The organism is Stutzerimonas stutzeri (assembly GCF_000935215.1).
GTDB lineage: Bacteria > Pseudomonadota > Gammaproteobacteria > Pseudomonadales > Pseudomonadaceae > Stutzerimonas.
Genome location: NZ_JXXD01000029.1, coordinates 1 through 26,106 on the forward strand (window position 1 = coordinate 1; position 26,106 = coordinate 26,106).

At 58.8% G+C, this 26,106-nt stretch carries 24 protein-coding genes; 21 read left to right on the plus strand and 3 right to left on the minus strand.

Annotation, left to right across the window (positions count from 1 at the left end; translation table 11 throughout):
• Positions 1-511 precede the first annotated feature (511 nt).
• The 5 genes from LO50_RS04720 to LO50_RS04740 all read left to right on the plus strand — a co-directional run bounded on the left by LO50_RS04720 (position 512) and on the right by LO50_RS04740 (position 4,770).
• Complete coding sequence (locus tag LO50_RS04720; protein ID WP_044314274.1) at positions 512-1,999, plus strand: flagellin; 1,488 nt, start codon at positions 512-514, stop codon at positions 1,997-1,999.
• A 114-nt stretch (positions 2,000-2,113) separates the two neighbouring features.
• Positions 2,114-2,407, plus strand: a complete 294-nt coding sequence (locus LO50_RS04725; RefSeq protein WP_003302379.1) for a flagellar protein FlaG — start codon at positions 2,114-2,116, stop codon at positions 2,405-2,407.
• A gap of 65 nt (positions 2,408-2,472) precedes the next feature.
• Positions 2,473-3,921: a flagellar filament capping protein FliD gene (gene fliD, locus LO50_RS04730; RefSeq protein ID WP_003302380.1), complete on the plus strand. Its 1,449-nt coding sequence runs from the start codon at positions 2,473-2,475 to the stop codon at positions 3,919-3,921.
• A gap of 122 nt (positions 3,922-4,043) precedes the next feature.
• Positions 4,044-4,430 carry a flagellar export chaperone FliS gene (gene fliS / locus LO50_RS04735; RefSeq protein WP_026006571.1) on the plus strand — a complete coding sequence of 129 codons (387 nt, stop codon included), beginning with the start codon at positions 4,044-4,046 and terminating at the stop codon, positions 4,428-4,430.
• A 46-nt stretch (positions 4,431-4,476) separates the two neighbouring features.
• Positions 4,477-4,770, plus strand: coding sequence for a flagellar protein FliT (locus LO50_RS04740; RefSeq protein WP_017245261.1), 294 nt, complete (start codon positions 4,477-4,479; stop codon positions 4,768-4,770).
• Between the two features lie 126 nt (positions 4,771-4,896).
• Here the strand turns inward: LO50_RS04740 and ppnP are convergent, their stop codons facing one another.
• Both ppnP and LO50_RS04750 read right to left on the minus strand, forming a co-directional pair.
• Positions 4,897-5,178, minus strand: coding sequence for a pyrimidine/purine nucleoside phosphorylase (gene ppnP / locus LO50_RS04745; protein WP_003302386.1), 282 nt, complete (start codon positions 5,176-5,178; stop codon positions 4,897-4,899).
• A gap of 77 nt (positions 5,179-5,255) precedes the next feature.
• Complete coding sequence (locus LO50_RS04750; protein WP_003285450.1) at positions 5,256-5,597, minus strand: DMT family protein; 342 nt, start codon at positions 5,595-5,597, stop codon at positions 5,256-5,258.
• 129 nt (positions 5,598-5,726) lie between these two features.
• On the opposite strand from LO50_RS04750, the gene LO50_RS25320 reads away from it, so the two are divergent.
• Positions 5,727-5,978 (plus strand): YkgJ family cysteine cluster protein, encoded by a 252-nt coding sequence (locus LO50_RS25320; protein ID WP_080902069.1) that lies wholly within the window; start codon positions 5,727-5,729, stop codon positions 5,976-5,978.
• Between the two features lie 137 nt (positions 5,979-6,115).
• Here the strand turns inward: LO50_RS25320 and gltA are convergent, their stop codons facing one another.
• Positions 6,116-7,387, minus strand: coding sequence for a citrate synthase (gene gltA, locus LO50_RS04755; protein WP_003294794.1), 1,272 nt, complete (start codon positions 7,385-7,387; stop codon positions 6,116-6,118).
• A gap of 360 nt (positions 7,388-7,747) precedes the next feature.
• Here gltA and sdhC point away from each other — a divergent pair, with 360 nt between their 5' ends.
• The 15 genes from sdhC (at position 7,748) to htpG (ending at position 26,074) form a co-directional block, all read left to right on the plus strand.
• The gene (gene sdhC / locus LO50_RS04760; protein ID WP_014820480.1) at positions 7,748-8,122 is read left to right on the plus strand and encodes a succinate dehydrogenase, cytochrome b556 subunit; all 375 of its coding nucleotides are present in this window, start codon (positions 7,748-7,750) and stop codon (positions 8,120-8,122) included.
• Complete coding sequence (sdhD, locus tag LO50_RS04765; RefSeq protein ID WP_014820479.1) at positions 8,116-8,484, plus strand: succinate dehydrogenase, hydrophobic membrane anchor protein; 369 nt, start codon at positions 8,116-8,118, stop codon at positions 8,482-8,484. The genes sdhC and sdhD overlap by 7 nt, the downstream gene beginning before the upstream one ends.
• A gap of 3 nt (positions 8,485-8,487) precedes the next feature.
• On the plus strand, positions 8,488-10,260 hold the full coding sequence (gene sdhA / locus LO50_RS04770; protein WP_044314275.1) for a succinate dehydrogenase flavoprotein subunit: 1,773 nt from the start codon (positions 8,488-8,490) through the stop codon (positions 10,258-10,260).
• Between the two features lie 10 nt (positions 10,261-10,270).
• The gene (locus LO50_RS04775; protein WP_003302396.1) at positions 10,271-10,975 is read left to right on the plus strand and encodes a succinate dehydrogenase iron-sulfur subunit; all 705 of its coding nucleotides are present in this window, start codon (positions 10,271-10,273) and stop codon (positions 10,973-10,975) included.
• Positions 10,976-11,267: 292 nt separating this feature from the next.
• Positions 11,268-14,099, plus strand: coding sequence for a 2-oxoglutarate dehydrogenase E1 component (locus LO50_RS04780; protein WP_044314276.1), 2,832 nt, complete (start codon positions 11,268-11,270; stop codon positions 14,097-14,099).
• Positions 14,100-14,168: 69 nt separating this feature from the next.
• On the plus strand, positions 14,169-15,389 hold the full coding sequence (gene odhB, locus LO50_RS04785) for a 2-oxoglutarate dehydrogenase complex dihydrolipoyllysine-residue succinyltransferase (RefSeq protein ID WP_044314277.1): 1,221 nt from the start codon (positions 14,169-14,171) through the stop codon (positions 15,387-15,389).
• A gap of 95 nt (positions 15,390-15,484) precedes the next feature.
• Positions 15,485-16,921 carry a dihydrolipoyl dehydrogenase gene (gene lpdA, locus LO50_RS04790; RefSeq protein WP_044314278.1) on the plus strand — a complete coding sequence of 479 codons (1,437 nt, stop codon included), beginning with the start codon at positions 15,485-15,487 and terminating at the stop codon, positions 16,919-16,921.
• A 192-nt stretch (positions 16,922-17,113) separates the two neighbouring features.
• Positions 17,114-18,280, plus strand: a complete 1,167-nt coding sequence (gene sucC, locus LO50_RS04795) for an ADP-forming succinate--CoA ligase subunit beta (protein ID WP_014820474.1) — start codon at positions 17,114-17,116, stop codon at positions 18,278-18,280.
• A complete protein-coding gene (gene sucD, locus LO50_RS04800; protein WP_014820473.1) occupies positions 18,280-19,164 on the plus strand; it encodes a succinate--CoA ligase subunit alpha in 885 nt (294 codons plus the stop codon). Before sucC ends, sucD begins: the two co-directional genes overlap by 1 nt.
• 451 nt (positions 19,165-19,615) lie before the next feature.
• Positions 19,616-20,935, plus strand: a complete 1,320-nt coding sequence (gene brnQ, locus LO50_RS04805) for a branched-chain amino acid transport system II carrier protein (RefSeq protein ID WP_044314279.1) — start codon at positions 19,616-19,618, stop codon at positions 20,933-20,935.
• Between the two features lie 120 nt (positions 20,936-21,055).
• A complete protein-coding gene (locus LO50_RS04810) occupies positions 21,056-21,781 on the plus strand; it encodes a DUF599 domain-containing protein (protein ID WP_014820471.1) in 726 nt (241 codons plus the stop codon).
• 59 nt (positions 21,782-21,840) lie between these two features.
• Entirely contained in the window at positions 21,841-22,302 is a 462-nt protein-coding gene (locus LO50_RS04815) for a PaaI family thioesterase (RefSeq protein WP_041014092.1), read from the plus strand.
• Positions 22,299-22,742, plus strand: a complete 444-nt coding sequence (locus tag LO50_RS04820; protein WP_014820469.1) for a PaaI family thioesterase — start codon at positions 22,299-22,301, stop codon at positions 22,740-22,742. Before LO50_RS04815 ends, LO50_RS04820 begins: the two co-directional genes overlap by 4 nt.
• Before the next feature lie 65 nt (positions 22,743-22,807).
• Positions 22,808-24,049: a hypothetical protein gene (locus tag LO50_RS04825; protein ID WP_044314280.1), complete on the plus strand. Its 1,242-nt coding sequence runs from the start codon at positions 22,808-22,810 to the stop codon at positions 24,047-24,049.
• A gap of 120 nt (positions 24,050-24,169) precedes the next feature.
• The gene (gene htpG / locus LO50_RS04830) at positions 24,170-26,074 is read left to right on the plus strand and encodes a molecular chaperone HtpG (RefSeq protein WP_044314281.1); all 1,905 of its coding nucleotides are present in this window, start codon (positions 24,170-24,172) and stop codon (positions 26,072-26,074) included.
• Positions 26,075-26,106: the final 32 nt, after the last annotated feature.

A 26,106-nucleotide genomic window follows, 5' to 3' on the forward strand; every position in this document is an offset into this window, starting at 1 on the left:
TAGTGGCGGGCCCAGGCGCGGGCTCGAAGCTCACCAAAGCCAACGAACTCGGCGTGACGGTGCTCGACGAAGCGCAATTCCTCGAGCGTCTCGCACAGCTTGGTTCATAGCACGTCAGCAACGCCTCATCCCAGCGAGCTTCGCTGTCATACCCGCTCCCCAAATGTTTCACCGAATTGATGGGAGCGGCCTTCGGCGGGAATGCGTTAGCAAAGCTCGCCAGCAGTGAGCGAGCCCCTTTGACTTCAGGTCAGGGAACAGCTGCAGCTTTCCCCTAAAGTTTTCCTCGCCTCACCCGAAAAGCTAGACAAGCAAGTCCGCAGTATGGATGTGCTGGCGTAGCGTTGGAGCGGTACCGGGCTCACGAAAAAGTTCGAATCTGCCCTAAAGCCAACCCAAACGGCGCCGATAAGCTAATCGAATGCGAACTCAATGGGTGCCTGGGCACAAGCCGGCCCGGAGTCGCAAGCTCAGGCAACCAAAGTAACTAGCGCCCTTGGAGGCAAACACCATGGCTCTTACCGTCAATACCAACATCGCATCGCTGAACACTCAGCGTAACCTCAGCAACTCTTCCAACGCTCTGGCAACCTCCATGCAGCGCCTGTCCACTGGTAGTCGCATCAACAGTGCGAAGGACGATGCTGCGGGATTGCAGATTTCCAACCGCCTGACCAGCCAGATTAACGGGTTGGGTGTCGCTGTTCGAAATGCCAACGATGGTATTTCTCTGGCTCAAACTGCTGAAGGCGCCATGCAGCAGTCGACCAATCTCCTTCAGCGTATGCGTGACCTCGCGCTCCAATCCGCAAATGGTTCGAACTCGGATTCTGAACGAAAGGCACTTAATCAAGAAGTAAATCAGCTAAAAGAAGAGCTTAATCGGATTTCTGATACCACTACTTTTGGTGGGCGTAAACTTCTAAATGGCGATTTCGAAAAGGTCGCATTTCAAGTCGGCTCGCAAGCGAATGAAACTATTAGCTTTGGTATTACATCAACTAACTCGGCTACGCTGGGTAATAATAAGTATGATGCCGCTGGATCTATCGCGGGTGATGCATTAGTTACGGGCGTAGCTAATAACGGCATCACTGCTGTAGCAGCTACCGATAACTTCAAGATTTCCGATGCCAGTGGAACAACGGCGGCAATTGAGTACGGCGCTAATGCTACGTCAAAAACGATTGCTAGCGCCATCAATGCTGCGACGGCAACCGCTGGTGTGGGTGTGCAAGCTACAGTAAAAAATGAAGTAACTCTTTCTGAGTTTGCTGCTGAGGTAAGCGGCGGCTCGTTCTCGATGAATCTGAATGGGAAAACGATTCAGGTCGATAATTTCAATATTAACGATCTCACTTCGCTGCGAAATCAAGTGAACGCAGCTGGCGCTGATGTGACGGCATCTTTTGGTGTTGCTGCTGACGGGACAGTCGATAAGACCCAAATAGTGCTGTCGGGAAAGGATGATATTAAGATTTCGTTTAGCGGTACGGAGAGTGATGGCTCTACCGCCCTGGCAGATGCTGCTTTCAAAATAAATCCAAACGGCACTGGCAATGAAGATGCATTAGTTGCCGGGCAAACTGCCGTTGGTAAGATTGAGCTTGCCGGCACATCTGAGTTCTCCTTTAGTGGAGCGAGCACCGAAGTTTTTGACGCGGCCGGAGCAGATTCCTCCATTGACTCCGTAGCTAATATTTCGGTACTCACGGCTGAGGATGCCCAGAGCTCTATCGATGTGATTGATGCCGCGCTGAAATCAATTGATTCTCAGCGTGCCGATCTTGGTGCAGTGCAAAACCGATTCGAAAATACTATTGCTAATCTACAGAATATCTCCGAAAACGTTTCTGCGGCCCGCGGCCGTATCCAAGATACCGACTTTGCTGCCGAAACCGCGAATCTGAGCAAGAACCAGATTCTGCAGCAAGCCGGCACCGCGATCCTGGCTCAGGCCAAGCAGCTGCCGCAGGCCGTTCTCAGCCTGCTGCAGTAAGCGAGGCTCACCGATGGGGTGGTCAGTCCACCCCATCGATTCATTGAGAGGTGAATCATGGACGTCGCAAGAGCAGCGAGTGCCACGCTTGCGTCATCCTCGTCGAGCAACGCGATGCCCAGCTTTCGTCAGGAAGCTGGGCTTTCTTCGTTGCAGGGCGAAGGTGGTTCTGGCAAGGCTCCACAGAAAGTAGATGTAAACGAAGCAGTAGAGCGCATTCGCACGCAGGTGCAGACCTTGCAGCGCGATTTGAACTTCAGCGTGGATGATTCCACCGGTCAGGTTGTGGTGCAGGTGCTGGATGGCGACTCGGGCAAGGTGGTGCGGCAGATTCCGTCCGAGGATATCCTGCGCCTGGCCGAGCGACTGGATGAAATGCGCAGCCTGTTATTCGAGGCTAAGGCCTAGCGGCACGTTTCTTGTTTGGTTTTCGATCCAATACGGTCGTGTGGTTTATTTGACGAGGTGAAGCTATGGCAAGCGTATCAGGCATCGGTTCCGGGATCGACATCGACAGCATCGTGGCCAGCATGGTGGCTGCCGAGCGCGCGCCCAAGGAAACCCAGCTTGCAACCCTCGAAAAGAAGACCACTACGCAGATCACGGCGGTTGGTGCGCTAAAGGGTGCAATCAGTGATTTCCAAACTGCACTGGGTGCGTTGAACAAGCCAGAGCTGTTCCAAGCGCGCTCGGCTACTTCCAGCAAGTCGGACCTCGTCGGCGTTACGGCGTCAACCGCCGCGGGAGCTGGCAGCTATCAACTGGAAGTCAAATCACTGGCGAGCAGCAGCAAGGTTGCATTGGCAGCGATTCCCAATACGGCCGAAGCCCCGGCGCGTTTTACCAGTGGAACGTTCGAGGTCTCGCTTGGCGTGCCAGGCATCCCGCCCGCGCCGAACACCAAGGAATCCTTTTCTGTCACGATTGACGAAAACACCAACACGCTCGCCGGTGTGCGTGATGCAATCAACACGGCCGGGAAAGACATGGGTGTTAGCGCCACCATTGTCACGGACGAGTATGGTTCTCGACTGGTGCTGAGTAGCAGCAAGACGGGCGCAGGGCGCGATATTACCGTCACTGCAACCGGGGCAGACGAACCTGGGCTCATCGGTCTTTCCGCATTGAACTTCGACGGTACCTCAGGCACCGGCAAAGATGCTCGCGTGTTGACCTCGGCACAGAGTGCTGAATTGTATGTCGACGGTTTGAAGGTAATCAGCGAGACCAACAAAGTCGATGGTGCCATTGAGGGCGTCACGCTCGACCTTAAGGCCAAAACCGTTGCAAACGAACCGCTGACTATCGCGGTGGCGGAAGACAAGGCGGGGGTTAAAAACCAGATCCAGACCTTTGTCGACAGCTACAACAAGCTGATCGGCGTGATCAATGCGCAGACCAAGGTTACATCGGTGGGTGAGGGTAAGGCGCCCGTAACAGGCGCATTGGTGGGCGATGCCACGGCGCGCACCTTGCTCAATACGATTCGCAACGAGCTGGTTAACGTGCAGGGTGATGGTGCACTGCGTGCGCTGACCGATATTGGTATCACCACACAGAAGGATGGCACGCTCGCCATTGACAGCGCCAAGCTGGACAAGGCGATGGCCGGTAATTTCGGCGAATTGTCGGGCCTGTTCACAGGTGACAAGGGGTTGGCTTCCAGGCTTGATGCGAAGCTGAAGCCATACACCGAGACCGGTGGAATACTCGAGCAGCGCAACAAGGCAATGACCGAGACGATCACCAAGATAGATGATCAGAAAGAGGCGCTCACCCGCCGTATCACCTCGCTTCAGGAGCGACTGTACAAGCAGTTCAATGCAATGGATCTGTTGGTGGGGCAGTTGTCTAATACGTCTTCGAGCCTTCTCGCGTCGCTGGAGAACCTGCCTTGGGCAGGAAGCAATTCGAAAAAGTAGGCCAGACTGCTTATACAAGAACCGCCGGTAGGCGGTTTTTTGTTTGCAAAACAAACTCAAGTCCTGCGCCAAATGACCGATAAACAGGTATGTGAGATCGATGTGGCAAGGGGCTCATCCAAATGAATGCTATGGCAGCAATGCGGCAATACCAGCAGGTTGGCGTAAAAGCCCAGGTTACCGAGGCCGACCCGCATCGCCTGATTCAGATGCTGATGCAAGGTGGTTTGGATCGTATCGCTCAGGCCAAAGGTGCGATGGAGCGTGAGGCTTTCGCTGAGAAGGGTGTGCTGATCGGCAAGGCCATCAATATCATCGGTGGGCTGCGTGATGCGCTGGATCAGGATGTTGGCGGCGAGCTGGCGGCCAACCTTGATCGTCTGTATGAATACATGACGATGCGCCTGTTCGAAGCGAGCCGGCATAATGATGTCGACAAACTGAACGAGGTGGGCAAGCTTCTGGGTGAGATAAAGCTGGCTTGGGATCAGATCGCGCCTAGGGGCTGATTCACCTGAAGCTGGCTTGCTGGCTTACCGCGTTTTCGGGGAAAAGATGTCGTTGAAGAAGCAAGCCTTCGCCGCGTTGGCGCAAAAGCTCCGCGGCGCACTGAGCGCAGGGGAGTGGGATGCGGTCAGCTCGCTGGATCATGAGTGCAGCGCGCTGGTGGCATCATTGTGCGACGAAGATGCAGCTGATGCCGGGCTGCGTGCGGAAATCGACGCAGTGGCGGCTCTGTATGATGAGCTTCAGCGGGCGGGGCGCGCTGAGCGTGAGCGGCTGGCCGCGGAGCTGACCAGGCTGAATCAGGCCAAGCAGGTCAGCCGCGCTTACGGGTCGTTAGGCTAGACGCCCGTCACGCTGGATTCTTCGCGCGGCGAAGAGCTGGGCGGTACCGAGGGTGCGTGGAGTAGGGTGGATGACGCTTCGCTCATCCACCGCGAACCCACCGTCTCAGGGAGTGCTCGCTGCGTCTCAGCGGTACTCGCACAGATACGCGGTGTCTACCTTGACCTTCAGCTGAAATTTGCTGTTCGCCGGTACGGTGAACTGGCTGCCGCTGGCAAAGGTTTCCCAGGCGTCGCTACCCGGCAGTTTCACGTCCAGGCTGCCAGCAACTACGTGCATGACTTCCAGTTGCGCAGTGCCGAATTCGTATTCACCTGGCGCCATGACGCCGATCGTGGCCGGGCCTTCAGTCATGTCGAAGGCGATGGATTTGACGGTGCCATCGAAGTACTCATTGACCTTGAACATTTGGATTCCTTTGCAGGGTCGGGAAAAGGGTCGCCAGTATGCCCAAGCGCCAGGCCTGGCGTCACCTGGCAGAAGTGCTAGCTGCGAAAAATGAAGTAGACCGCTCCGACCATGCAAAGCCCTGCCCATAGATAATCGAGCTTCAATGGCTGCTGCATGTACAGCACGCTGAACGGAACGAACACCATCAGGGTGATTACCTCCTGCATGATCTTCAGTTGGCCGATCGACAGCTCGGTATAGCCGATGCGGTTTGCTGGCACCATCAGCATGTATTCGAAGAATGCGATGCCCCAGCTGATCAATGCGGCGATGAGCCAGGGTTTGCCGTTCAGGCTCTTCAGGTGGCCGTACCAGGCGAAGGTCATGAATAGGTTGGAGCAGCAGAGGAGGGCGGCGGTTTGCAACCAGACAGGCATGGTGGGTGTGGGCTCGAAATGATGACGCGCTAGGGTATTTCCAAGCGTTTTCGCCTGCAATGGTGCATCTGGTGCGTAAGCTTCAGCCGGATTATTATCGCGCCCGTTTTTTCACTGAGTGGCAGTTTTATGGATTGTCGCCCTGGTTGCGGTGCATGCTGTATCGCGCCCTCCATTAGCTCCTCGATACCTGGCATGCCTCATGGCAAGCGCGCTGGGGAGCGCTGTATTCAATTAAGCGCTGACTTTCTCTGTTTGCTGTTCGGCGATCCGCGGCGGCCGGCGGTGTGCTCGGCTTTTTCGGCTGATCCTGTTTGTTGTGGGGAAAACAGGGAGGACGCGATTCGTCTGCTTGGCTGGCTGGAGCAGGCGACGGCGTAGCGATAGTGCCGGGTGGTGCTGCCTAGAGGCCTCGTCCTCTAGGGGTTTCGGCTCGTACTTACGCACTACAACTAATGTCCTTCAAAAGCAAAAAAGGCTGCCCCAAAGGCAGCCTTTTTCGTGCGCGGGATTGTCGCTTAACGCGGTAGGTCGCGCTTGGTGTGACCGGTGTACAGCTGACGCGGACGGCCGATCTTCTGGCCGGAGGCGATCATTTCCTTCCAGTGGGAGATCCAGCCGACAGTACGCGCCAGGGCGAAGATGACGGTGAACATGCTGGTCGGAATGCCGATGGCCTTGAGGATGATGCCCGAGTAGAAGTCCACGTTCGGGTACAGGTTGCGCTCGGCGAAGTACGGATCGTTGAGGGCGATCTCTTCCAGCTTCATGGCCAGATCCAGTTGCGGATCGTTGATGCCGAGCTCGCCCAGAACCTCGTCGCAGGTCTGCTTCATGACCTTGGCGCGCGGATCGAAGTTCTTGTAGACGCGATGGCCGAAGCCCATCAGCTTGAACGGATCGTTCTTGTCCTTGGCCTTGGCCAGGAATTTCTCGACGTTCGACACGTCGCCGATCTCGTCCAGCATGGTGAGTACGGCTTCGTTCGCGCCGCCGTGTGCCGGCCCCCACAGAGCGGCGATGCCGGCTGCGATACAGGCGAACGGGTTGGCACCGGTGGAGCCGGCGAGGCGTACTGTGGAAGTCGAGGCATTCTGCTCATGGTCGGCGTGCAGGATGAAGATGCGATCCATTGCCTTGGCCAGCACCGGGCTGATCGGCTTGATCTCGCACGGAGTGTTGAACATCATGTGCAGGAAGTTTTCCGAGTAGCTCAGATCGTTGCGCGGATACATCAGCGGCTGACCGATCGAGTACTTGTAAACCATTGCGGCAATGGTCGGCATCTTCGCGACCAGGCGCACCGCGGAAATCTCGCGATGGTGCGGGTCGTTGATGTCTAGGGAGTCGTGATAGAAGGCCGAGAGTGCGCCGACTACGCCGCACATGATGGCCATGGGGTGAGCGTCACGACGGAAGCCATTAAGGAAGGACTTCAGCTGCTCGTGAACCATGGTGTGGTTCTTCACGGTGCTGACGAACTGTGCCTTCTGCTCGGCGGTAGGCAGTTCGCCGTTCAGCAGCAGGTAGCAGGTTTCCAGGTAGTCGGATTTCTCTGCCAGCTGCTCGATGGGATAGCCGCGGTGCAGCAGGATGCCCTTATCGCCGTCGATGTAGGTGATCTTGGACTCGCAAGAGGCGGTCGACATGAAGCCGGGATCGAAGGTGAAGTGACCCGTGGAGGTCAGGCTTCGTACGTCTATTACATCAGGCCCTACGGTACCGGTTAAAACGGGCAGTTCGACGGGGGCAGCGCCCTCGATGATCAACTGCGCTTTCTTGTCAGCCATGTATGGCCTCCTGTTTTGTGCTTGGAATCATCATGGCCCCCCACGCAGGGCCCGCATCACTATAGAGTGATAAATCGCAAAGTCAATTTGCGTGAACCCATGCCGTAGAGGGCTCTGCAGGGGGATGAGTACAGCTTGGGTGCACTGTTTACGGCATTTATATAGGGGCTGCTATCAGCCTTTAGTGGCACTTCACCACATTGTCATTAGTGACCTAACTGTTTATACTCGGACACCGACCGGCAGGGGCCTTACAGGCAGTATTCTGTAGGTTGTCACTCGTGGGTAGCGGGTACTGCTGCGTACTCTTCCCAACAACTTTGCCCTGCGCTCTGGGGCTCTCAAGTGTGAAAAAAAGCCGTGAAAAGCCAACGACCTGTAAACCTAGATCTTAGGACAATAAAACTCCCCATCACTGCTTACACGTCGATTCTCCACCGTGTATCCGGTGTCATCCTGTTCGTCGGTGTCGCCTTGCTGCTGCTTGCGCTCGATACCTCGTTGTCTTCGCCAGAAGGCTTTGAGGATGTTCGTGCGTATCTGAGCAGTCCCCTGGCCAAGCTGGTGAGCTGGGCGTTGCTGTCCGCACTGCTGTATCACTTGGTGGCGGGTGTGCGTCACCTGATCATGGACACTGGGCATGGCGAGACGCTGGAAGGCGGCAAGCTGGGCTCGAAAATCGTAATCGCCGTGTCGGCGGTGCTGATCGTTCTGGCGGGAGTGTGGATATGGTAACCAATGTCACCAACTTTTCGCGCTCGGGTCTGTACGACTGGATGGCGCAGCGCGTTTCTGCAGTGGTTCTTGCGGCTTATTTTCTGTTCCTGCTTGGGTACCTGATTGCGAACCCGGACTTGGAGTATGCACAGTGGCATGAGCTGTTTTCGGCCAACTGGATGCGGATCTTCAGCCTGTTGGCGCTGGTTGCCCTGAGTGTGCACGCGTGGGTTGGTATGTGGACGATTTCCACTGACTACCTGACCAACATGGCGATCGGCAAGTGGGCTACCGGCGTTCGTTTCCTGTTCCAGGCGGTGTGTGGCATTGCCATGTTCACCTTCTTCGTCTGGGGCGTGCAGATTCTTTGGGGTATCTGATTCATGGCTAACATTCGTACGCTTTCTTTTGACGCCATCATCGTTGGTGGCGGTGGCGCCGGTATGCGCGCGGCGCTGCAGTTGTCCCAGTCCGGTCACAAGACCGCTGTGGTCACCAAGGTTTTTCCGACTCGTTCGCACACCGTTTCCGCTCAGGGTGGCATCACCTGCGCCATCGCTTCGGCCGATCCGAATGATGACTGGCGCTGGCATATGTACGATACCGTCAAGGGTTCCGACTACATCGGTGACCAGGACGCTATCGAGTACATGTGTTCCGTTGGCCCGGAAGCTGTGTTCGAGCTCGAGCACATGGGCCTACCGTTTTCCCGTACCGAGCAGGGTCGTATCTATCAGCGTCCGTTCGGTGGTCAGTCCAAGGATTTCGGCAAGGGCGGGCAGGCTGCTCGTACCTGCGCTGCCGCCGACCGTACTGGTCATGCACTGCTGCACACCCTCTATCAGGGCAACCTGAAGAACGACACCGTATTCCTCAATGAGTGGTATGCGGTCGATCTGGTTAAGAACCAGGATGGTGCGGTCGTTGGTGTTATCGCCATCTGCATCGAAACCGGTGAAACCGTTTACATTCGTTCGAAGGCCACTGTTCTTGCGACTGGTGGTGCTGGTCGCATCTATGCATCGACCACCAATGCTCTGATCAACACCGGCGACGGCGTGGGCATGGCGCTGCGCGCAGGCGTGCCGGTTCAAGACATCGAGATGTGGCAGTTCCACCCGACCGGTATTGCCGGCGCGGGTGTGCTGGTAACCGAAGGTTGCCGTGGTGAAGGTGGCTACCTGATCAACAAGCACGGCGAGCGTTTCATGGAGCGCTATGCTCCTAATGCGAAAGACCTGGCTGGTCGTGACGTCGTTGCGCGCTCGATGGTCAAGGAAATCCTGGCTGGCAATGGCTGTGGCCCGGATGGTGACCACGTGATGCTGAAGCTGGATCACCTCGGTGAAGAAGTGCTGCACAGCCGCCTGCCGGGCATCTGTGAACTGTCGAAGACCTTTGCGCATGTCGATCCGGTGACCGCTCCGGTACCGGTCGTGCCGACCTGTCACTACATGATGGGTGGTATCGCCACTAATATTCATGGTCAGGCCATCACTCAAGACGCCAATGGTAATGACACCATCATCGATGGCCTGTTCGCAGTAGGCGAAGTGGCTTGTGTATCGGTGCATGGCGCCAACCGCCTGGGCGGCAACTCGCTGCTGGATCTGGTTGTGTTCGGTCGCGCTGCAGGTCTGCACCTGGAGAAAGCGCTGAAGGAAGGTATCGAACATCGCGGTGCCAGCGAAACCGATCTGGACGTCGCCCTGAGCCGTCTTGCCGGTCTCAACGAGCGCACCACTGGTGAAGACGTCGCCCCGCTGCGCAAAGAACTGCAGAACTGCATGCAGAACTACTTCGGTGTATTCCGTACCGGCGAGTACATGCAGAAGGGTATCGCTCAGCTGGTGGACCTGCGTCAGCGTATCGCCAGTGTCAAGATCTCGGACAAGAGCCAGGCGTTCAACACCGCGCGCATCGAAGCGCTCGAGCTGCAGAACCTGCTGGAAGTTGCCGAGGCTACTGCTATTGCCGCGGAGAACCGCAAGGAATCCCGTGGCGCGCATGCTCGCGAAGATTTCGAAGAGCGTGATGACGAGAATTGGCTGTGCCACACCCTGTACTTCCCGGGTGACAAGCGCGTTGCCAAGCGTGCCGTGAACTTCGCTCCGAAGACCGTTCCGGCATTCGAGCCCAAGGTTCGGACTTATTGAGGTCGACGATATGTTGCAAGTGAGTGTTTATCGCTACAACCCCGATCAGGACGAAAAGCCGTTCATGCAGGATTTTCAGGTCAATACCGATGGTAAAGATCTGATGGTTCTGGACGTCTTGGCTCTGATCAAGGAACAGGATCAGGGTTTCTCCTATCGTCGCTCCTGCCGCGAAGGCGTATGTGGCTCCGATGGGATGAACATCAACGGTAAGAACGGTCTGGCTTGCATTACGCCGCTGTCCGCCGTGGTCAAGAACAACAAGCTGGTCGTACGTCCGCTGCCGGGTCTGCCAGTTATTCGTGACTTGGCCGTCGATATGAGCATCTTCTACAAGCAGTACGAGAAAGTGCGTCCGTATCTGATGAACGATACGCCGCCACCGGCTATCGAACGTCTGCAAAGTCCGGAAGATCGCGAGAAGCTGGACGGTCTGTACGAGTGCATCCTGTGCGCTTGCTGCTCGACCAGCTGCCCGTCCTTCTGGTGGAACCCGGACAAGTTCCTCGGTCCGGCCGCGTCGCTGCAGGCTTATCGATTCCTGGCCGACAGCCGCGACACCGAAACCGAGAACCGTCTGGCAGGTTTGGACGATCCGTTCAGCGTGTTCCGCTGCCGCGGTATCATGAATTGCGTTGACGTTTGTCCGAAGGGATTGAACCCTACCAAGGCAATCGGTCACATACGCAACATGCTGCTGCAGAGCGGCACCTGATGACACCCCGGTCGCGAAAGGTTATGCGCTAGCCTGGAATGGCCGGATTGCGTTACCCGTTACACCTGCGGCGCCGAAGTTGAAGCTCGGCGCCGTAGTTTTAGTAGGAATCCCAGCTCACAAAGCCGGGATTCCACTCTGAAAATTTGATGACCAGCAGGAGCACCCGGCTTGTGCCCGGGAACTATCTGCGCGGTCCGTAGTGGCTTTACCTGAGTCGCTGCTTCAGAACTTGGGAAGTCATGCTGCGGTTTCCACGCTGGTGGTGTCTCCTTATCGAAGGTGACCAGACATGCAAGAAAGCGTAATGCAGCGCATGTGGGACAGTGCCCACCTATCCGGTGGTAACGCTGCCTATGTGGAAGAGCTTTATGAGCTCTACCTGCACGATCCCAACGCTGTGCCCGAAGAGTGGCGCACTTACTTCCAGAAGTTGCCCTCCGGTGGCAGCGCTTCAGCCGATGTATCGCACTCGACTATTCGCGACCACTTCGTCCTGCTGGGCAAGAACCAGCGTCGTGCTCAGCCTGTGTCCGCAGGTAGCGTCAGCAGTGAGCACGAAAAGAAGCAGATCGAAGTCCTGCGCCTGATCCAGGCCTATCGGGTGCGTGGCCATCAGGCAGCACAGCTCGATCCGCTTGGCCTGCAACAGCGCACCGCTCCTGCCGATCTGGCGATCAATAACTACGGTCTGACTGACGCCGACCTCGACACCGTGTTCCGCACCGCCGACCTGGCCATGGTCAACGGACAAGGCACTCTGCGCGAAATCCTGCAGGCGCTGCAAGAAACCTATTGCCGCACCATCGGCGCCGAGTACATGCACATCGTCGATTCCGAGCAGCGAAGCTGGTTCGTTCAGCGCCTGGAAAGCGTGCGTGGCCGCCCGGACTTCTCGCCGGAGATCAAGAGCCATCTGCTCGAGCGCCTGACTGCCGCCGAAGGCCTGGAAAAGTACCTGGGTACCAAGTATCCGGGCACCAAGCGTTTTGGTCTCGAAGGTGGCGAGAGCCTGATTCCGCTGCTTGACGAGATCATCCAGCGTTCTGGCTCTTATGGCACTAAGGAAATCGTAATCGGCATGGCCCACCGTGGCCGCCTGAACGTGCTGGTCAACACCTTTGGCAAGAATCCGCGCGACCTTTTCGACGAGTTTGAAGGCAAGAAGGTCGAGGGCCTGAGTTCAGGTGACGTGAAGTATCACCAGGGCTTCTCCTCCAACGTGATGACCCCAGGTGGCGAAATTCACCTGGCGATGGCGTTCAACCCGTCCCACCTCGAAATCGTTTCCCCGGTGGTCGAGGGTTCGGTGCGGGCTCGTCAGGATCGCCGTTGTGATCCGGTCGGCGACAAGGTGCTTCCGGTAACCATCCACGGCGATGCTGCTGTCGCTGGTCAGGGCGTAGTGATGGAAACCTTCCAGATGTCGCAGACCCGTGCTTATCGCACGGGTGGCACCATTCGCATCGTGGTCAACAACCAGGTCGGCTTCACCACCAACAAGCAGGAAGATGCTCGTTCCACCGAGTACGCAACCGATGTGGCGAAGATGATCCAGGCGCCGATCTTCCATGTGAACGCAGACGATCCCGAGGCGGTGCTGTTCGTCACCCAGCTCGCTGTCGACTACCGGATGCAGTTCAAGCGCGACATCGTCATCGACCTGATCTGCTACCGCCGTCGTGGTCACAACGAAGCGGACGAGCCGAGCGGCACTCAGCCGTTGATGTATCAGAAGATCGCCAAGCAGCGCACCACTCGTGAGCTGTACGCCGATACGCTGATCCAGTCCAAGGTGCTGGACGACGAGCGTGTTCAGGCCAAGATCGACGAGTACCGTACGGCGCTCGACAATGGGCTGCACGTAGTCAAGAGCCTGGTCAAAGAGCCGAATAAAGAACTCTTCGTTGACTGGCGTCCGTATCTGGGTCATGCCTGGACTGCCCGTCATGACACCAGCTTCGATCTGAAGACCTTGCAGGATCTGTCCAACAAGCTGCTGCAGACGCCGGAAGGCTTCGTGGTGCAGCGTCAGGTCTCGAAGATTCTCGAAGATCGCCAGAAGATGGGTGCGGGCGCGCTCACCATCAACTGGGGCTACGCGGAAGTCATGGCGTACGCCACGCTGCTGTTCGAAGGCCACCCGGTACGTATCTCCGGTCAGGACGTCGGCCGCGGCACCTTCTCGCACCGCCATGCTGCGCTGCATAACCAGAAGGACGGCAGTACCTACATTCCGCTGCAGCACCTCTATGAAGGTCAGCCGCGTTTCGATCTGTACGACTCGTTCCTCTCCGAGGAAGCGGTTCTTGCTTTCGAATACGGTTACGCCACAACCATGCCCAACGCGCTTGTCGTGTGGGAAGCGCAGTTCGGCGACTTCGCCAATGGCGCCCAGGTAGTGATCGACCAGTTCATCACCAGCGGTGAGCACAAGTGGGGTCGCCTGTGTGGCCTGACCATGCTGTTGCCACATGGCTATGAGGGGCAGGGCCCGGAACACTCGTCCGCTCGTCTGGAGCGTTACCTGCAGCTGTGCGCCGAGCACAATATCCAGGTTTGCGTGCCGACGACTCCGGCGCAGGTCTACCACATGCTGCGTCGCCAGGCGATTCGCCCGCTGCGCAAGCCGCTAGTTGCGCTGACACCCAAGTCGCTGCTGCGTCATAAGCTTGCGACCTCGACACTGGAAGAGCTCACCCAGGGTTCCTTCCAGACCGTTATCCCGGAAGTCGACGCGATCGATCCGGCGAAGGTCGAGCGTGTAATCATGTGTAGCGGCAAGGTCTACTATGACCTGCTGGACAAGCGTCGTGCCGAAGGCCGCGAAGATATCGCCATCGTGCGTATCGAGCAGCTGTATCCGTTCCCGGAAGAGGATCTGGCCGAAGCGCTCGCGCCTTACCAGAATCTCAAACACATCGTCTGGTGCCAGGAAGAGCCGATGAACCAGGGTGCCTGGTACTGCAGCCAGCATCACATGCGCCGTGTGGCCACCGCACACAAGAAGGAACTGTTCCTTCAGTACGCGGGTCGTGATGCTTCAGCGGCGCCGGCGGTCGGTTACGCCTCCATGCATGCCGAACAGCAGGAAAAACTGCTGCAGGACGCCTTCACCGTTTAACCATTTCGTGCAAGGGGCCGCGATATCGCGGCCTCGATGTAGAAACCGAATCAATAGGACCCCTGAATAATGGCTATCGAGATCAAAGCCCCTACATTCCCGGAATCGGTTGCCGACGGCACCGTTGCCACCTGGCACAAGCAGCCGGGCGACGCGGTCAAGCGTGATGAGCTGATCGTCGACATCGAAACCGACAAGGTGGTGATGGAAGTGCTTGCCGAAGCTGACGGCGTGCTGACCGAGATCGTCAAGAACGAAGGCGACACCGTGCTGAGCGGCGAGCTGCTCGGCAAGCTGGAGGCTGGTGCTACTGCCGCCGCGGCACCTGCGCCGGCTGCTGCCCCGCCTCAAGCTGCTGCCCCGGCTGCTGCCGCAACCGCTGGTGAAGAGCCAATCCTGGCTCCTGCTGCGCGCAAGATGGCCGAAGAGAACGGCATCGATCCGAACAGCATCGCCGGTACTGGTAAAGATGGCCGCGTGACCAAGGAAGACGTGGTTGCCGCCGTTGAAGCCAAGAAATCCGCTCCGGCTGCTGCTGCCAAGCCGGCTGCTCCGGCTGCATCCGCTCCGATCTTCGCCGAGGGCGATCGTGTCGAGAAGCGCGTGCCGATGACCCGCCTGCGTGCGAAGGTCGCCGAGCGTCTGGTCGAAGCGCAATCCTCCATGGCGATGCTGACTACGTTCAACGAAGTCAACATGAAGCCGATCATGGAGCTGCGCTCCAAGTACAAGGATCTGTTCGAGAAGACTCACAACGGCGTGCGCCTGGGCTTCATGTCCTTCTTCGTCAAGGCCGCGGTCGAAGCACTCAAGCGCCAGCCGGGCGTCAACGCTTCCATCGATGGCAATGACATCGTCTACCACGGTTATCAGGATATCGGGGTCGCCGTTTCCAGCGACCGCGGCCTGGTGGTTCCGGTCCTGCGCAACGCCGAGCACATGAGCCTGGCCGAGATCGAAGGCGGCATCAACAACTTCGGCAAGAAGGCCAAGGCCGGCAAGCTGACCATCGAAGAGATGACTGGCGGCACCTTCACCATCTCCAATGGTGGTGTGTTTGGTTCGCTGCTGTCGACCCCGATCGTCAACCCGCCTCAGACCGCCATCCTCGGTATGCACAAGATCCAGGAACGCCCGATGGCCGTTAACGGTCAAGTGGTCATCCTGCCGATGATGTACCTGGCCCTGTCCTATGACCATCGCTTGATCGACGGCAAGGAAGCGGTGACCTTCCTGGTTACCATGAAGGACCTGCTGGAAGACCCGGCCCGTCTGCTGCTGGATATCTGATAGAAACGTCACGGGCTGCAGCTGGCAGGTCAGGTGAAAGCCGGCCGTGCTACCTGCAGCCTTTGGCTTTTAGCTGCTTTTGAAGAGGATTCGTAATGAGCCAGAAATTCGACGTCGTCGTCATCGGTGCCGGCCCTGGCGGCTATGTGGCCGCCATTCGTGCAGCCCAGCTGGGTCTGAAGACCGCATGTATCGAAAAATACCAGGGCAAGGATGGTAAGACCGCTCTGGGCGGCACGTGCCTGAACGTAGGTTGCATTCCTTCCAAGGCGCTGCTGGACAGCTCCTACAAGTTTCATGAAGCCCACGAGAGCTTCAAGGTTCATGGCATCAGCACTGGCGAAGTGGCCATTGACGTTCCGACCATGGTCGCGCGCAAGGACCAGATCGTTAAGAACCTTACCGGTGGGGTTTCGGCTCTGCTGAAGGCCAACGGTGTGACCGTATTCGAAGGCCACGGCAAGCTGCTGGCCGGCAAGCAGGTTGAAGTGACCGGCCTGGACGGCAACGTGCAGACCTTGGCTGCCGAGAACGTCATCCTTGCCTCCGGCTCGACTCCGGTAAACATTCCGCCGGCGCCGGTCGATCAGAACGTCATCGTCGACTCCACCGGCGCACTGGACTTTCAGAGCGTTCCGGGCAAGCTCGGCGTCATCGGTGCCGGCGTGATCGGCCTCGAGCTGGGTTCGGTCTGGGCGCGCCTCGGCGCGGAAGTGACCGTTATCGAAGCCATGGAAAAGTTCCTGCCGGCTGCCGATGAGCAGATCTCCAAGGAAGCGTTCAAAGTCCTCTCCAAGCAGGGTCTGAAGATTCTGCTGGGCGCTCGTCTGACCGGTTCGGAAGTGAAGGGCGATCAAGTGACCGTCAACTTCACCAGCGCCGAAGGCGAGCAGCAGATGACCTTCGACAAGCTGATCGTCGCAGTTGGCCGTCGTCCGGTCACCTCCGAGCTGCTGGCTGCCGATGCTGGTGTCGATATGGATGAGCGCGGTTTCATCTTCGTTGACGACTACTGCGCGACCAGCGTCCCTGGCGTCTACGCCATCGGTGATGTTGTTCGCGGCGCCATGCTGGCCCACAAGGCCTCGGAAGAGGGCGTGATGGTTGCCGAGCGTATCGCTGGTCACAAGACCCAGATGAACTATGACCTGATTCCGTCGGTCATCTACACTCACCCGGAAATCGCATGGGTCGGCAAGTCCGAGCAGGCGCTCAAGGCTGAAGGCGTTGAAGTCAACGTCGGTACCTTCCCGTTCGCTGCCAGCGGACGTGCCATGGCTGCCAACGACACCGCTGGCCTGGTCAAGGTCATCGCCGATGCCAAGACCGACCGTGTGCTGGGCGTTCATGTCATGGGCCCAAGCGCTGCCGAGCTGGTTCAGCAAGGCGCAATCGGCATGGAATTCGGCACCAGTGCCGAAGACCTGGGCATGATGGTGTTCTCGCACCCGACGATGTCCGAAGCGCTGCATGAAGCGGCCCTGGCTGTGAATGGCCACGCCATCCACATCGCCAATCGCAAGAAGCGCTAATCGGTTTCGTGCTGTACCCGGGCCCGACGTATCTGTGGATACGCCGGGCCTTTTGCAAACTGCAGATTCGAAAAGGATTGCAGGTCGCTGAGAGGTATCGTGAATTCGCAGATAGTTTTCAGCGACTTGTGAGGGGGCACGGCGGCTCGTCGTGCCGTAAATGCGCCAATACCAAACCAGACGGTAGAAAGCATGAATCTTCACGAGTACCAAGGTAAACAACTGTTCGCTGAATACGGTCTGCCCGTGTCCAAGGGTTACGCAGTCGATAGCCCGAAGGAAGCAGCGGAAGCCTGCGACAAGATCGGCGGAACGCAATGGGTGGTCAAAGCCCAGGTGCATGCCGGTGGACGTGGCAAGGCAGGTGGCGTAAAGCTGGTTCGCAGCAAGGATGAAGCACGGGCGTTTGCCCAGCAGTGGCTTGACAAGCGTCTGGTGACCTATCAGACCGACGCCAATGGTCAGCCAGTCAGCAAGATCCTTGTCGAGGCTTGTACCGATATCGACAAGGAGCTCTATCTGGGCGCCGTGGTTGATCGCGCGAGTCGCCGGGTCGTGTTCATGGCCTCCACCGAAGGTGGCGTGGATATCGAAAAAGTCGCTCACGACACGCCTGAGAAAATCCTCAAGGCCACCATCGACCCGCTGGTCGGTGCACAGCCGTTCCAGGCGCGCGAGCTGGCATTCCAGCTGGGTCTGAAGGGCGATCAGGTCAAGCAGTTCGTCCATATCTTCGTCGGCCTTGCCCAGCTGTTCCAGGACTATGACCTGGCCCTGCTCGAAGTGAACCCGCTGGTGATCAAGAAGGACGGCAACCTGCATTGCCTGGACGCCAAGATCAACATCGACAGCAACGCCATCTATCGTCAACCCAAACTGCGCGACATGGCCGATCCGTCTCAGGACGATCCGCGCGAGGCCCACGCGGCCAAGTGGGAGCTCAATTACGTAGCGCTCGACGGCAACATCGGCTGCATGGTCAATGGTGCGGGCCTGGCCATGGGCACCATGGATATCGTCAACCTGCATGGCGGTGCGCCGGCGAACTTCCTCGACGTGGGCGGTGGTGCCACCGAGGAACGCGTGACCGAAGCGTTCAAGATCATTCTCTCCGATAGCAATGTCGCGGCCGTTCTGGTGAACATCTTCGGCGGCATCGTGCGATGCGACATGATCGCCGAAGGCATTATCGGTGCCGTTCGCGAAGTGGGCGTCAAGGTACCGGTGGTGGTTCGCCTGGAAGGCAACAACGCCGACTTGGGGGCCAAGATGCTGAGTGAAAGCGGTCTGAACATCATCGGTGCGAGCAGCCTGACCGATGCGGCCATTCAGGTTGTCAAAGCCGCGGAGGGCAAGTAATGAGCGTATTGATCAACAAGGACACCAAGGTCATTTGCCAGGGCTTCACCGGCTCGCAAGGTACCTTCCACTCCGAGCAGGCCATTGCCTACGGCACGAAGATGGTCGGCGGCGTCACGCCGGGCAAGGGCGGCACCATGCACCTCGGTCTGCCGGTATTCAACACCGTTCGGGAGGCCGTCGAGACCACCGGTGCTGACGCCTCGGTGATCTACGTGCCGGCGCCGTTCTGCAAGGACTCGATTCTCGAAGCGGCTTTCGGTGGGATCAAGCTCATCGTCTGCATCACCGAAGGCATTCCGACACTGGATATGCTCGAGGTTAAGATCAAGTGCGACGAGCTCGGTGTGCGCCTGATCGGGCCGAATTGCCCCGGCGTGATCACGCCCGGTGAGTGCAAGATTGGCATCCAGCCGGGGCACATCCATATGCCCGGCAAGGTCGGTATCGTCTCGCGCTCCGGCACGCTGACCTACGAAGCCGTGAAGCAGACCACCGACGCCGGTTTCGGCCAGTCGACCTGTGTTGGTATCGGTGGTGACCCTATTCCGGGCTCGACCTTCATCGATATCCTCAAGCTGTTCCAGGATGATCCGCAGACCGAGGCCATCGTCATGATCGGCGAGATCGGCGGTTCGGCCGAGGAAGAAGCGGCGGCCTTCATCAAGGCCAACGTGACCAAGCCAGTCGTTTCCTACATCGCGGGTGTCACGGCTCCGGCTGGCAAGCGGATGGGGCACGCCGGCGCGATCATTTCCGGCGGCAAGGGAACGGCGGAAGAGAAATTCGCAGCCCTGCAGGACGCCGGCGTGAAGACCGTTCGCTCGCTTGCCGATATCGGCAAGGCGCTGGCGGAAGTGACTGGCTGGGAAATGAAGGCCTGATGTAACGCCCGCCCGGCTGCAGCCGGGCGTTCGAGCTGCTCAGTCTTCGCATGCCCCGAGGCAGACCTGACGGTTCTGCCTCGGGGCTTTCAGCTTTGGGGTTGGTAATGTTGCAGCTTCAATCGCTGCTTGGTCCCGCGCTTCATCTATCACGCGTTGAGCGCTTCAACCCTGCGGCGCGACGTTTTTTCGCGGCCAATGCTGACGCTCCGGTCAGCATCCATCGCCGCATCGTGGCATCATTGCCGCTCATTCATACGCTTGTTCGGTCCACAAGAGCGACAGCGTGCAACGAAGGATTCGGCCCAACCGGCTGAATGACGTTTCCCCTTATCCCTGAAGGAAACCCGTAATCCCATCATTCAGGCCAATATGAACCGCTGACCCGTCGCGCTCGTGGCATGTGCGTCGCGTTCATTTATGCCGTCATCCATTTGGTAGTTTTTTCCGCATGAATCGTTTGAAAGGTTTTGACCTGCTGGCTCTTGGCTTCATGACATTTGCGTTGTTCCTTGGCGCCGGCAACATCATCTTCCCGCCCAGCGCCGGTATGGCGTCGGGCGAGTTTATCTGGCAGGCGGCGCTGGGCTTCTTGCTGACAGGTGTCGGGTTGCCGCTGCTGACCGTCGTCGCGCTGGCGCGAGTGGGTGGGGGCATGGACCGTTTGACCGCACCGCTCGGCAAGGTCGCTGGTACGGTGCTGGCGGTGGCCGTCTACCTGGCGATCGGTCCGCTGTTCGCGACTCCGCGCACCGCCGTCGTTTCGTTCGAGATGGGCATTGCGCCATTCAGCGGTAACGCCGGCATGCCGCTGTTCATCTACACGCTGGTGTTCTTCGCGGCCATGCTGTTCCTGGTGCTGAACCCCGGTCAGCTGGTCAACCGTATCGGCAAGTTCATTACGCCGGTGCTGCTGGCGGCACTGCTGGTGCTCGGTGGCGCGGCGATTTTCGCCCCGGCGGGAGAGGTCGGTGCTGCGAGTGAGAGTTACCGTGCGTCGCCGCTGATCAAGGGTTTTCTCGAAGGCTATCTGACCATGGATACCCTCGGCGCTTTGGTTTTCGGCATCGTGATCGCCACCGCCATTCGCGACCGCGGTGTCACCGAGCCCGCGCTGGTTACCCGTTACTCGATGATTGCCGGCGTGATTGCTGCGGTCGGGCTGTCGTTGGTCTATCTCGCTCTGTTCTATCTCGGTGCTACCAGCCAGGGCATCGCCGCCGGTGCGGAGAACGGCGTGCAGATTCTGACGACCTACGTGCAACACACGTTCGGGACGCCGGGCAGCCTGCTGCTCGCAGTAGTCATCACGCTGGCCTGCCTGACCACGGCGGTCGGCCTGACCACGGCCTGTGGCGAGTTCTTCAGCGCATTGCTGCCGGTTTCCTATCGCACAGTGGCGGTCGTTTTCGCTCTGTTCAGCCTGCTGGTGGCCAACCAGGGTCTGACGCAATTGATCAGTGTGTCGGTGCCGGTCTTGGTGGGCCTTTACCCGCTGGCCATCGTCCTGGTTGCTCTGAGCTTGCTGGATCGCTTCTGGGTTTCTCCCTCGCGGGTGTTCGTGCCAGTCATGGCGGTGACGCTGATCTTCGGCGTTGTCGATGGACTTGCCGCCGCGGGCTTCATCGATTGGGTTCCGGTGCTGTTCACGCAGTTGCCATTGGCCGATCAGAGCATGGGCTGGCTGGTTCCGGTTCTGGTGATGCTGGTGTTTGCAGTCGTCACTGATCGCCTGCTCAGTCGCGCCGATCAGGCGCAGCATCACGCCTGACTTGTTCTCGCGCTGCGCCGTGGCTGACGATAGATCGGTCGCGGGGTAGCGCTGACATTAGGCGCAAGCTTCGGCGACGCGGTGCTGGCTATAATCGCGTGATGTCTCCGAGGGCGCGCCATGACGTTATCCGATTCAACCCTGCCGCATCTGATCGCCGTGCTCTGGTTCATCGTCTGTTGGGCTGGATACACCCGCTACGCGAGCTGGCGCGGCCGGGATACGGCTTGTCTGGCGAGTGTGTTGCACCTCTATCGGCAGGACTGGATGCAGCGCCTGCTGTTGCGTGACAACCGTATCGCCGATGCCAACGTGATCGGCAATCTGGAGCGCAACGCATCGTTCTTTGCATCCAGCACGCTGATCATCCTTGCAGGCATCCTGACCGCGTTGGGTGCATCCGATCGAGCGGTTTCTCTATTGGCCGACCTGCCATTTGCGCAACCGGTCAGCCGCGGTCTTTCGGAAGTCAAGCTGCTGTGTCTGGCGGTCGTCTTCGTCTATGCGTTCTTCACCTTCAGCTGGTGCATGCGCCAGTACAACTTCGCCGCGGTACTGGTTGCTTCGGCGCCGATGGTGGGCGAGCGCAACGTCAGTGATCAGGAGCGCAGGGCTTTCGCCGAGCGTGCGGCGCGGGTCCTGTCCATGGCGGCCAACCAGTTCAACTTCGGCTTGCGCGCCTATTACTTCGGCATGGCCACCTTGGCCTGGTTCGTTCACCCCTGGTTCTTCATGTTGGTCACCACAGGCGTGGTCCTGATCCTCTACCGCCGCGAATTCCACTCGGACGTGCTCGGGGTGATGGTATTCACGCCAACTTCCCCGGCCGAAATGCCCAAGGAATAGGGCGCGTGCATGGCAAGGCGGTATCATGCGCGCCTTGAGCCATCCCCCCGAGAATTCGAATGAGCGATAGCCAGATACTCGAGCGCACCCAGCGCTTCTTGTCCTTTCTGCGACACTGTCAGGTGCTGGGTCTTACAGTCGAGCATGCCGACAGCCGCGGCCTTACCCTGCGCCTTCCATACAGCGAGAAGATCATCGGGAACCCGGAAACCGGCGGAGTCCATGGCGGCGCGATCACCACGCTGATGGACACCACCTGCGGCATTTCCACGGCCTGCGCCCTGCCGGAGCTGGAAGTTTGCCCGACGCTCGATCTGCGAATCGACTACATGCATCCCGCCGAGGCCGGACACGATATCTTCGGGTTCGCCGAGTGCTACCGCGTCACCCCAACGGTCATCTTTACTCGTGGCGTCGCCTATCAGCGCGACATCAACGAACCGATCGCTCATGTGGTAGGCACCTTCATGCGCATGGGCAAGGCTGCACCGGCAGCCATGGGCAAGGAGGGCGGCGCATGAGCGATCTCAACCTCAACGAGCTGGTCCAGCATGCACACGCCAACAACGATTACGACTCGCTGATCAAACTGGTGCCGTACGCCAAGCTGATCGGCATCGAGTGCCTGCGGCTCGGTGACGAAATGGTTTTTCGTCTGCCGCAGAACGAGGACAACATCGGCAATCCGCTACCTGCCATTCACGGCGGGGTCATTGCAGGCTTCATGGAGCACGCGGCGATGCTGCATCTGCTGATGTTCATGGGCGCGCCACATTTGCCCAAAATCATCGACTTCTCGATAGATTATCTACGCGCCGGTCACTATCGTGACACCTTTGCCGCCTGCCAGGTCTGGCGCCAGGGTCGCAGGGTCGCCAATGTCGCGATCACCGCCTGGCAGACCCATCAGGCCGAGCCCATCGCCACCGCCCGCTGCCATTTCAAGATCGACGAGCCCTGACGCATTCGTCAGGGTGGCGTTGCGGTGTGCGGCGTCACCTTGTGCGATTGCGTGAAGGAACTTGAATGGAAGCACTTCTGATCCTCGGCGGCTTGCTGCTGACTCTTGCTGGCGCCGTCTGGCTCATCAGCCTGGCATTCTCGACGAGCTTGCTCTGGGGCCTGGGCAGCCTGCTGCCTCCATTGACGTTGGCGTTCGTATTCAGTCACTGGCGCGTTGCGCGCAAGGCGCTGATCCTGTCCTGCCTGGGTTTCATTCCGCTGATCGTGGGGCTGTCGCTGCTGGCCAGTCGCGATGCCGAGCGGCTGGAGGCGATTTTCAGTCTGCGTTGGCTGCCAACCCAGGTCGAGCCGGATCTTGCCATGGGGGTGCGCGGGGAATTGAACGGACGTCGATTCGCGCCGCAACAGGGTGAGCTCATAAATGGCGTACTGAATCTGCGTGAGGGAAAGGGCTTCTTCGCTCGCCAAGAGGTGACGATTCGCTTGCGCGAACCGATCGAGGGTGCGTTGCGCATCGACGTTCTGCCCGATGACATCGGCGCATTGCCTGAGGTCGAAATCGCCTGGCTGAACCCCGATCAGGAGCTGCCGGAGACGCGACGCCTCGATCGCGGTTACACGTTGCATCTTGATCTGCAGCCGGTGGCGCCGAACAAGCTGCGTGGCGATTTCCATCTCGTGCTGCCGCCACAGTTCGACACCAGCATCACTGGCGTCATCGAGCTGTACACCGATCGCCTGCGCTACCTGGATGGTCAGGTCGACCGCCGCCATGATTCGCGGGACACCCTGGCCTTCGTGATCGAGGACTACCTGCAGCGTCGTCACGCGAGCCGGGACGTCGCTTTGCAATCGACGCCCGTCGTCACGTTTCCGGCCGAAGAGTTGGAGGTTGAGGTCCAGGCTCAGGTGAAGGGCGAGATGCAGGCGTTCACGCTGCCCCTGGCAAAGAACGAGCAGGGCTGGCACGTCAGGGGCGATGACTATCCGCCCCTGACCGAACCTGCGGTGGAGACACCTGTAACGACGATCAAGGCGGCTGAGCCCGTTGCTGCGACGGTGCCGCAAAGCAGTCTGGATCGGCGACTGCGCTTCTCGATGGAGCAGGTCCTGCGCACGCCTGACCGCTATCAGCACCTGTTGATGCGCGCGCACACCGAGCGCGGCGGTGTTGCAGAAGGGCGCTTCGCTGGTCTGGATAGCGAGGGCAATCTGATCATCAGGCGGGTCATCAGCGGCCCAGGCGAAGCGACCTATAACCTGGCTCCCGGGGAGATCGTGCTGCTCGAACTCGTTGACCCTTGACTGGACTGGCCGGCGTTGCGACGCGTCGGCTGCCCTTGAAAATCATCGCCACGCCCCCATCTGCCAGACATCGCCGCAACCGCGGTCCGTGCCATTACGCTGATGTGGAGTTTGTAGACGATGAGTGTGGAGACTCAAAAAGAAACCCTGGGCTTCCAGACCGAAGTGAAGCAACTGCTTCACCTGATGATCCATTCGCTGTATTCCAACAAGGAAATCTTCCTTCGCGAGCTGATTTCCAACGCCTCCGATGCCGCCGACAAGCTGCGCTTCGAAGCGCTGGCCAAGCCGGAGCTGCTTGAGGGCGGCGCCGACCTGAAGATTCGCCTCAGCTTTGACAAGGATGCCAAGAGCGTCACGCTGGAAGACAACGGCATCGGCATGAACCGCGATGACGTGATCGCGCATCTGGGTACCATCGCCAAGTCCGGCACTGCCGACTTCCTGAAGAACCTCTCTGGAGACCAGAAGAAGGATTCGCACCTGATCGGTCAGTTCGGCGTGGGCTTCTATTCGGCGTTCATCGTCGCCGACAAGGTCGACGTCTACAGCCGCCGCGCCGGTACCCCGACCAGCGAAGGGGTGCATTGGTCGTCGAAGGGCGAGGGCGAATTCGAAGTCGCCACCATCGACAAGGCCGAACGCGGCACCCGCATCGTCCTGCACCTGAAGAAGGGCGAAGAAGAGTTTGCCGATGGCTGGCGCCTGCGCAACATCGTCAAGAAGTACTCCGATCACATCGCGCTGCCGATCGAGTTGCCGAAAGAGTTTCACGGTGAAGAACAGGACAAGCCGGTCGAGCAGGAGTGGGAGACGGTCAACCGCGCCAGCGCCCTCTGGACTCGTCCGCGCACCGAGGTGAAGGACGAGGAGTATCAGGAGTTCTACAAGCACGTCGCTCACGACTTCGACAATCCACTGTCCTGGAGCCATAACAAGGTCGAGGGCAAGCTCGAGTACACCTCGCTGCTCTATGTGCCCGGCCGTGCGCCATTCGATCTGTATCACCGCGAAGCGCCGAAAGGCCTGAAGCTCTATGTGCAGCGCGTGTTCATCATGGATCAGGCCGACGAGTTCCTGCCGCTGTACCTGCGCTTCATCAAGGGCGTGGTCGATTCCAACGACCTGTCGCTCAACGTTTCCCGCGAAATCCTGCAGAAGGATCCGGTCATCGATTCGATGAAGTCGGCGCTGACCAAGCGCGTGCTGGACATGTTGGAGAAGCTGGCCAAAGACAAGCCCGAGGACTACAAGAAGTTCTGGTCGCAGTTCGGTCAGGTACTCAAGGAAGGCCCGGCGGAAGATTTTGCCAACAAGGAGAAGATTGCCAGCCTGCTGCGATTTGCCTCCACCAGCGACGCATCGGGCGAGCAGTCGGTTTCGCTGACCGATTACCTGTCGCGCATGAAGGAAGGTCAGGACAAGGTTTACTACCTGACTGGCGAAAGCTACGCGCAGGTCAAGAACAGCCCGCACCTGGAAGTCTTCCGCAAGAAAGGCGTCGAGGTACTGCTGCTCACTGATCGTATCGACGAATGGCTGATGAGCTACCTGACCGAGTTCGACGGCAAGCAGTTCGCCGATGTTGTGCGCGGCGACCTGGATCTGGGCAAGCTGGATTCCGAAGAGGACAAGAAGGCTCAGGAAGAAATCGCCAAGACCAAGGAAGGGCTGATCGAGCGCCTGAAGGGCGCGCTGGGTGATGAAGTCGCCGAGGTACGCGTCTCCCATCGTCTGACCGACTCGCCGGCGATTCTCGCCATTGGTGAGCAGGATCTGGGCCTGCAGATGCGGCAGATTCTCGAGGCAAGCGGGCAGAAGGTGCCAGAGTCCAAGCCGATCTTCGAGATCAACCCGCAGCATCCGCTGATCGAAAAGCTCGATGCCGAGCCGGACGAGGATCGCTTCGCGGATCTGTCGCACATCCTGTTCGACCAGGCTGCGCTGGCGGCGGGGGATAGCCTGAAGGATCCCGCTGCTTACGTGCAGCGTTTGAACAAACTGCTGGTCGAACTATCGGCCTGATCCCTGGCTGCGATGTACGAACGGCCCGTCAA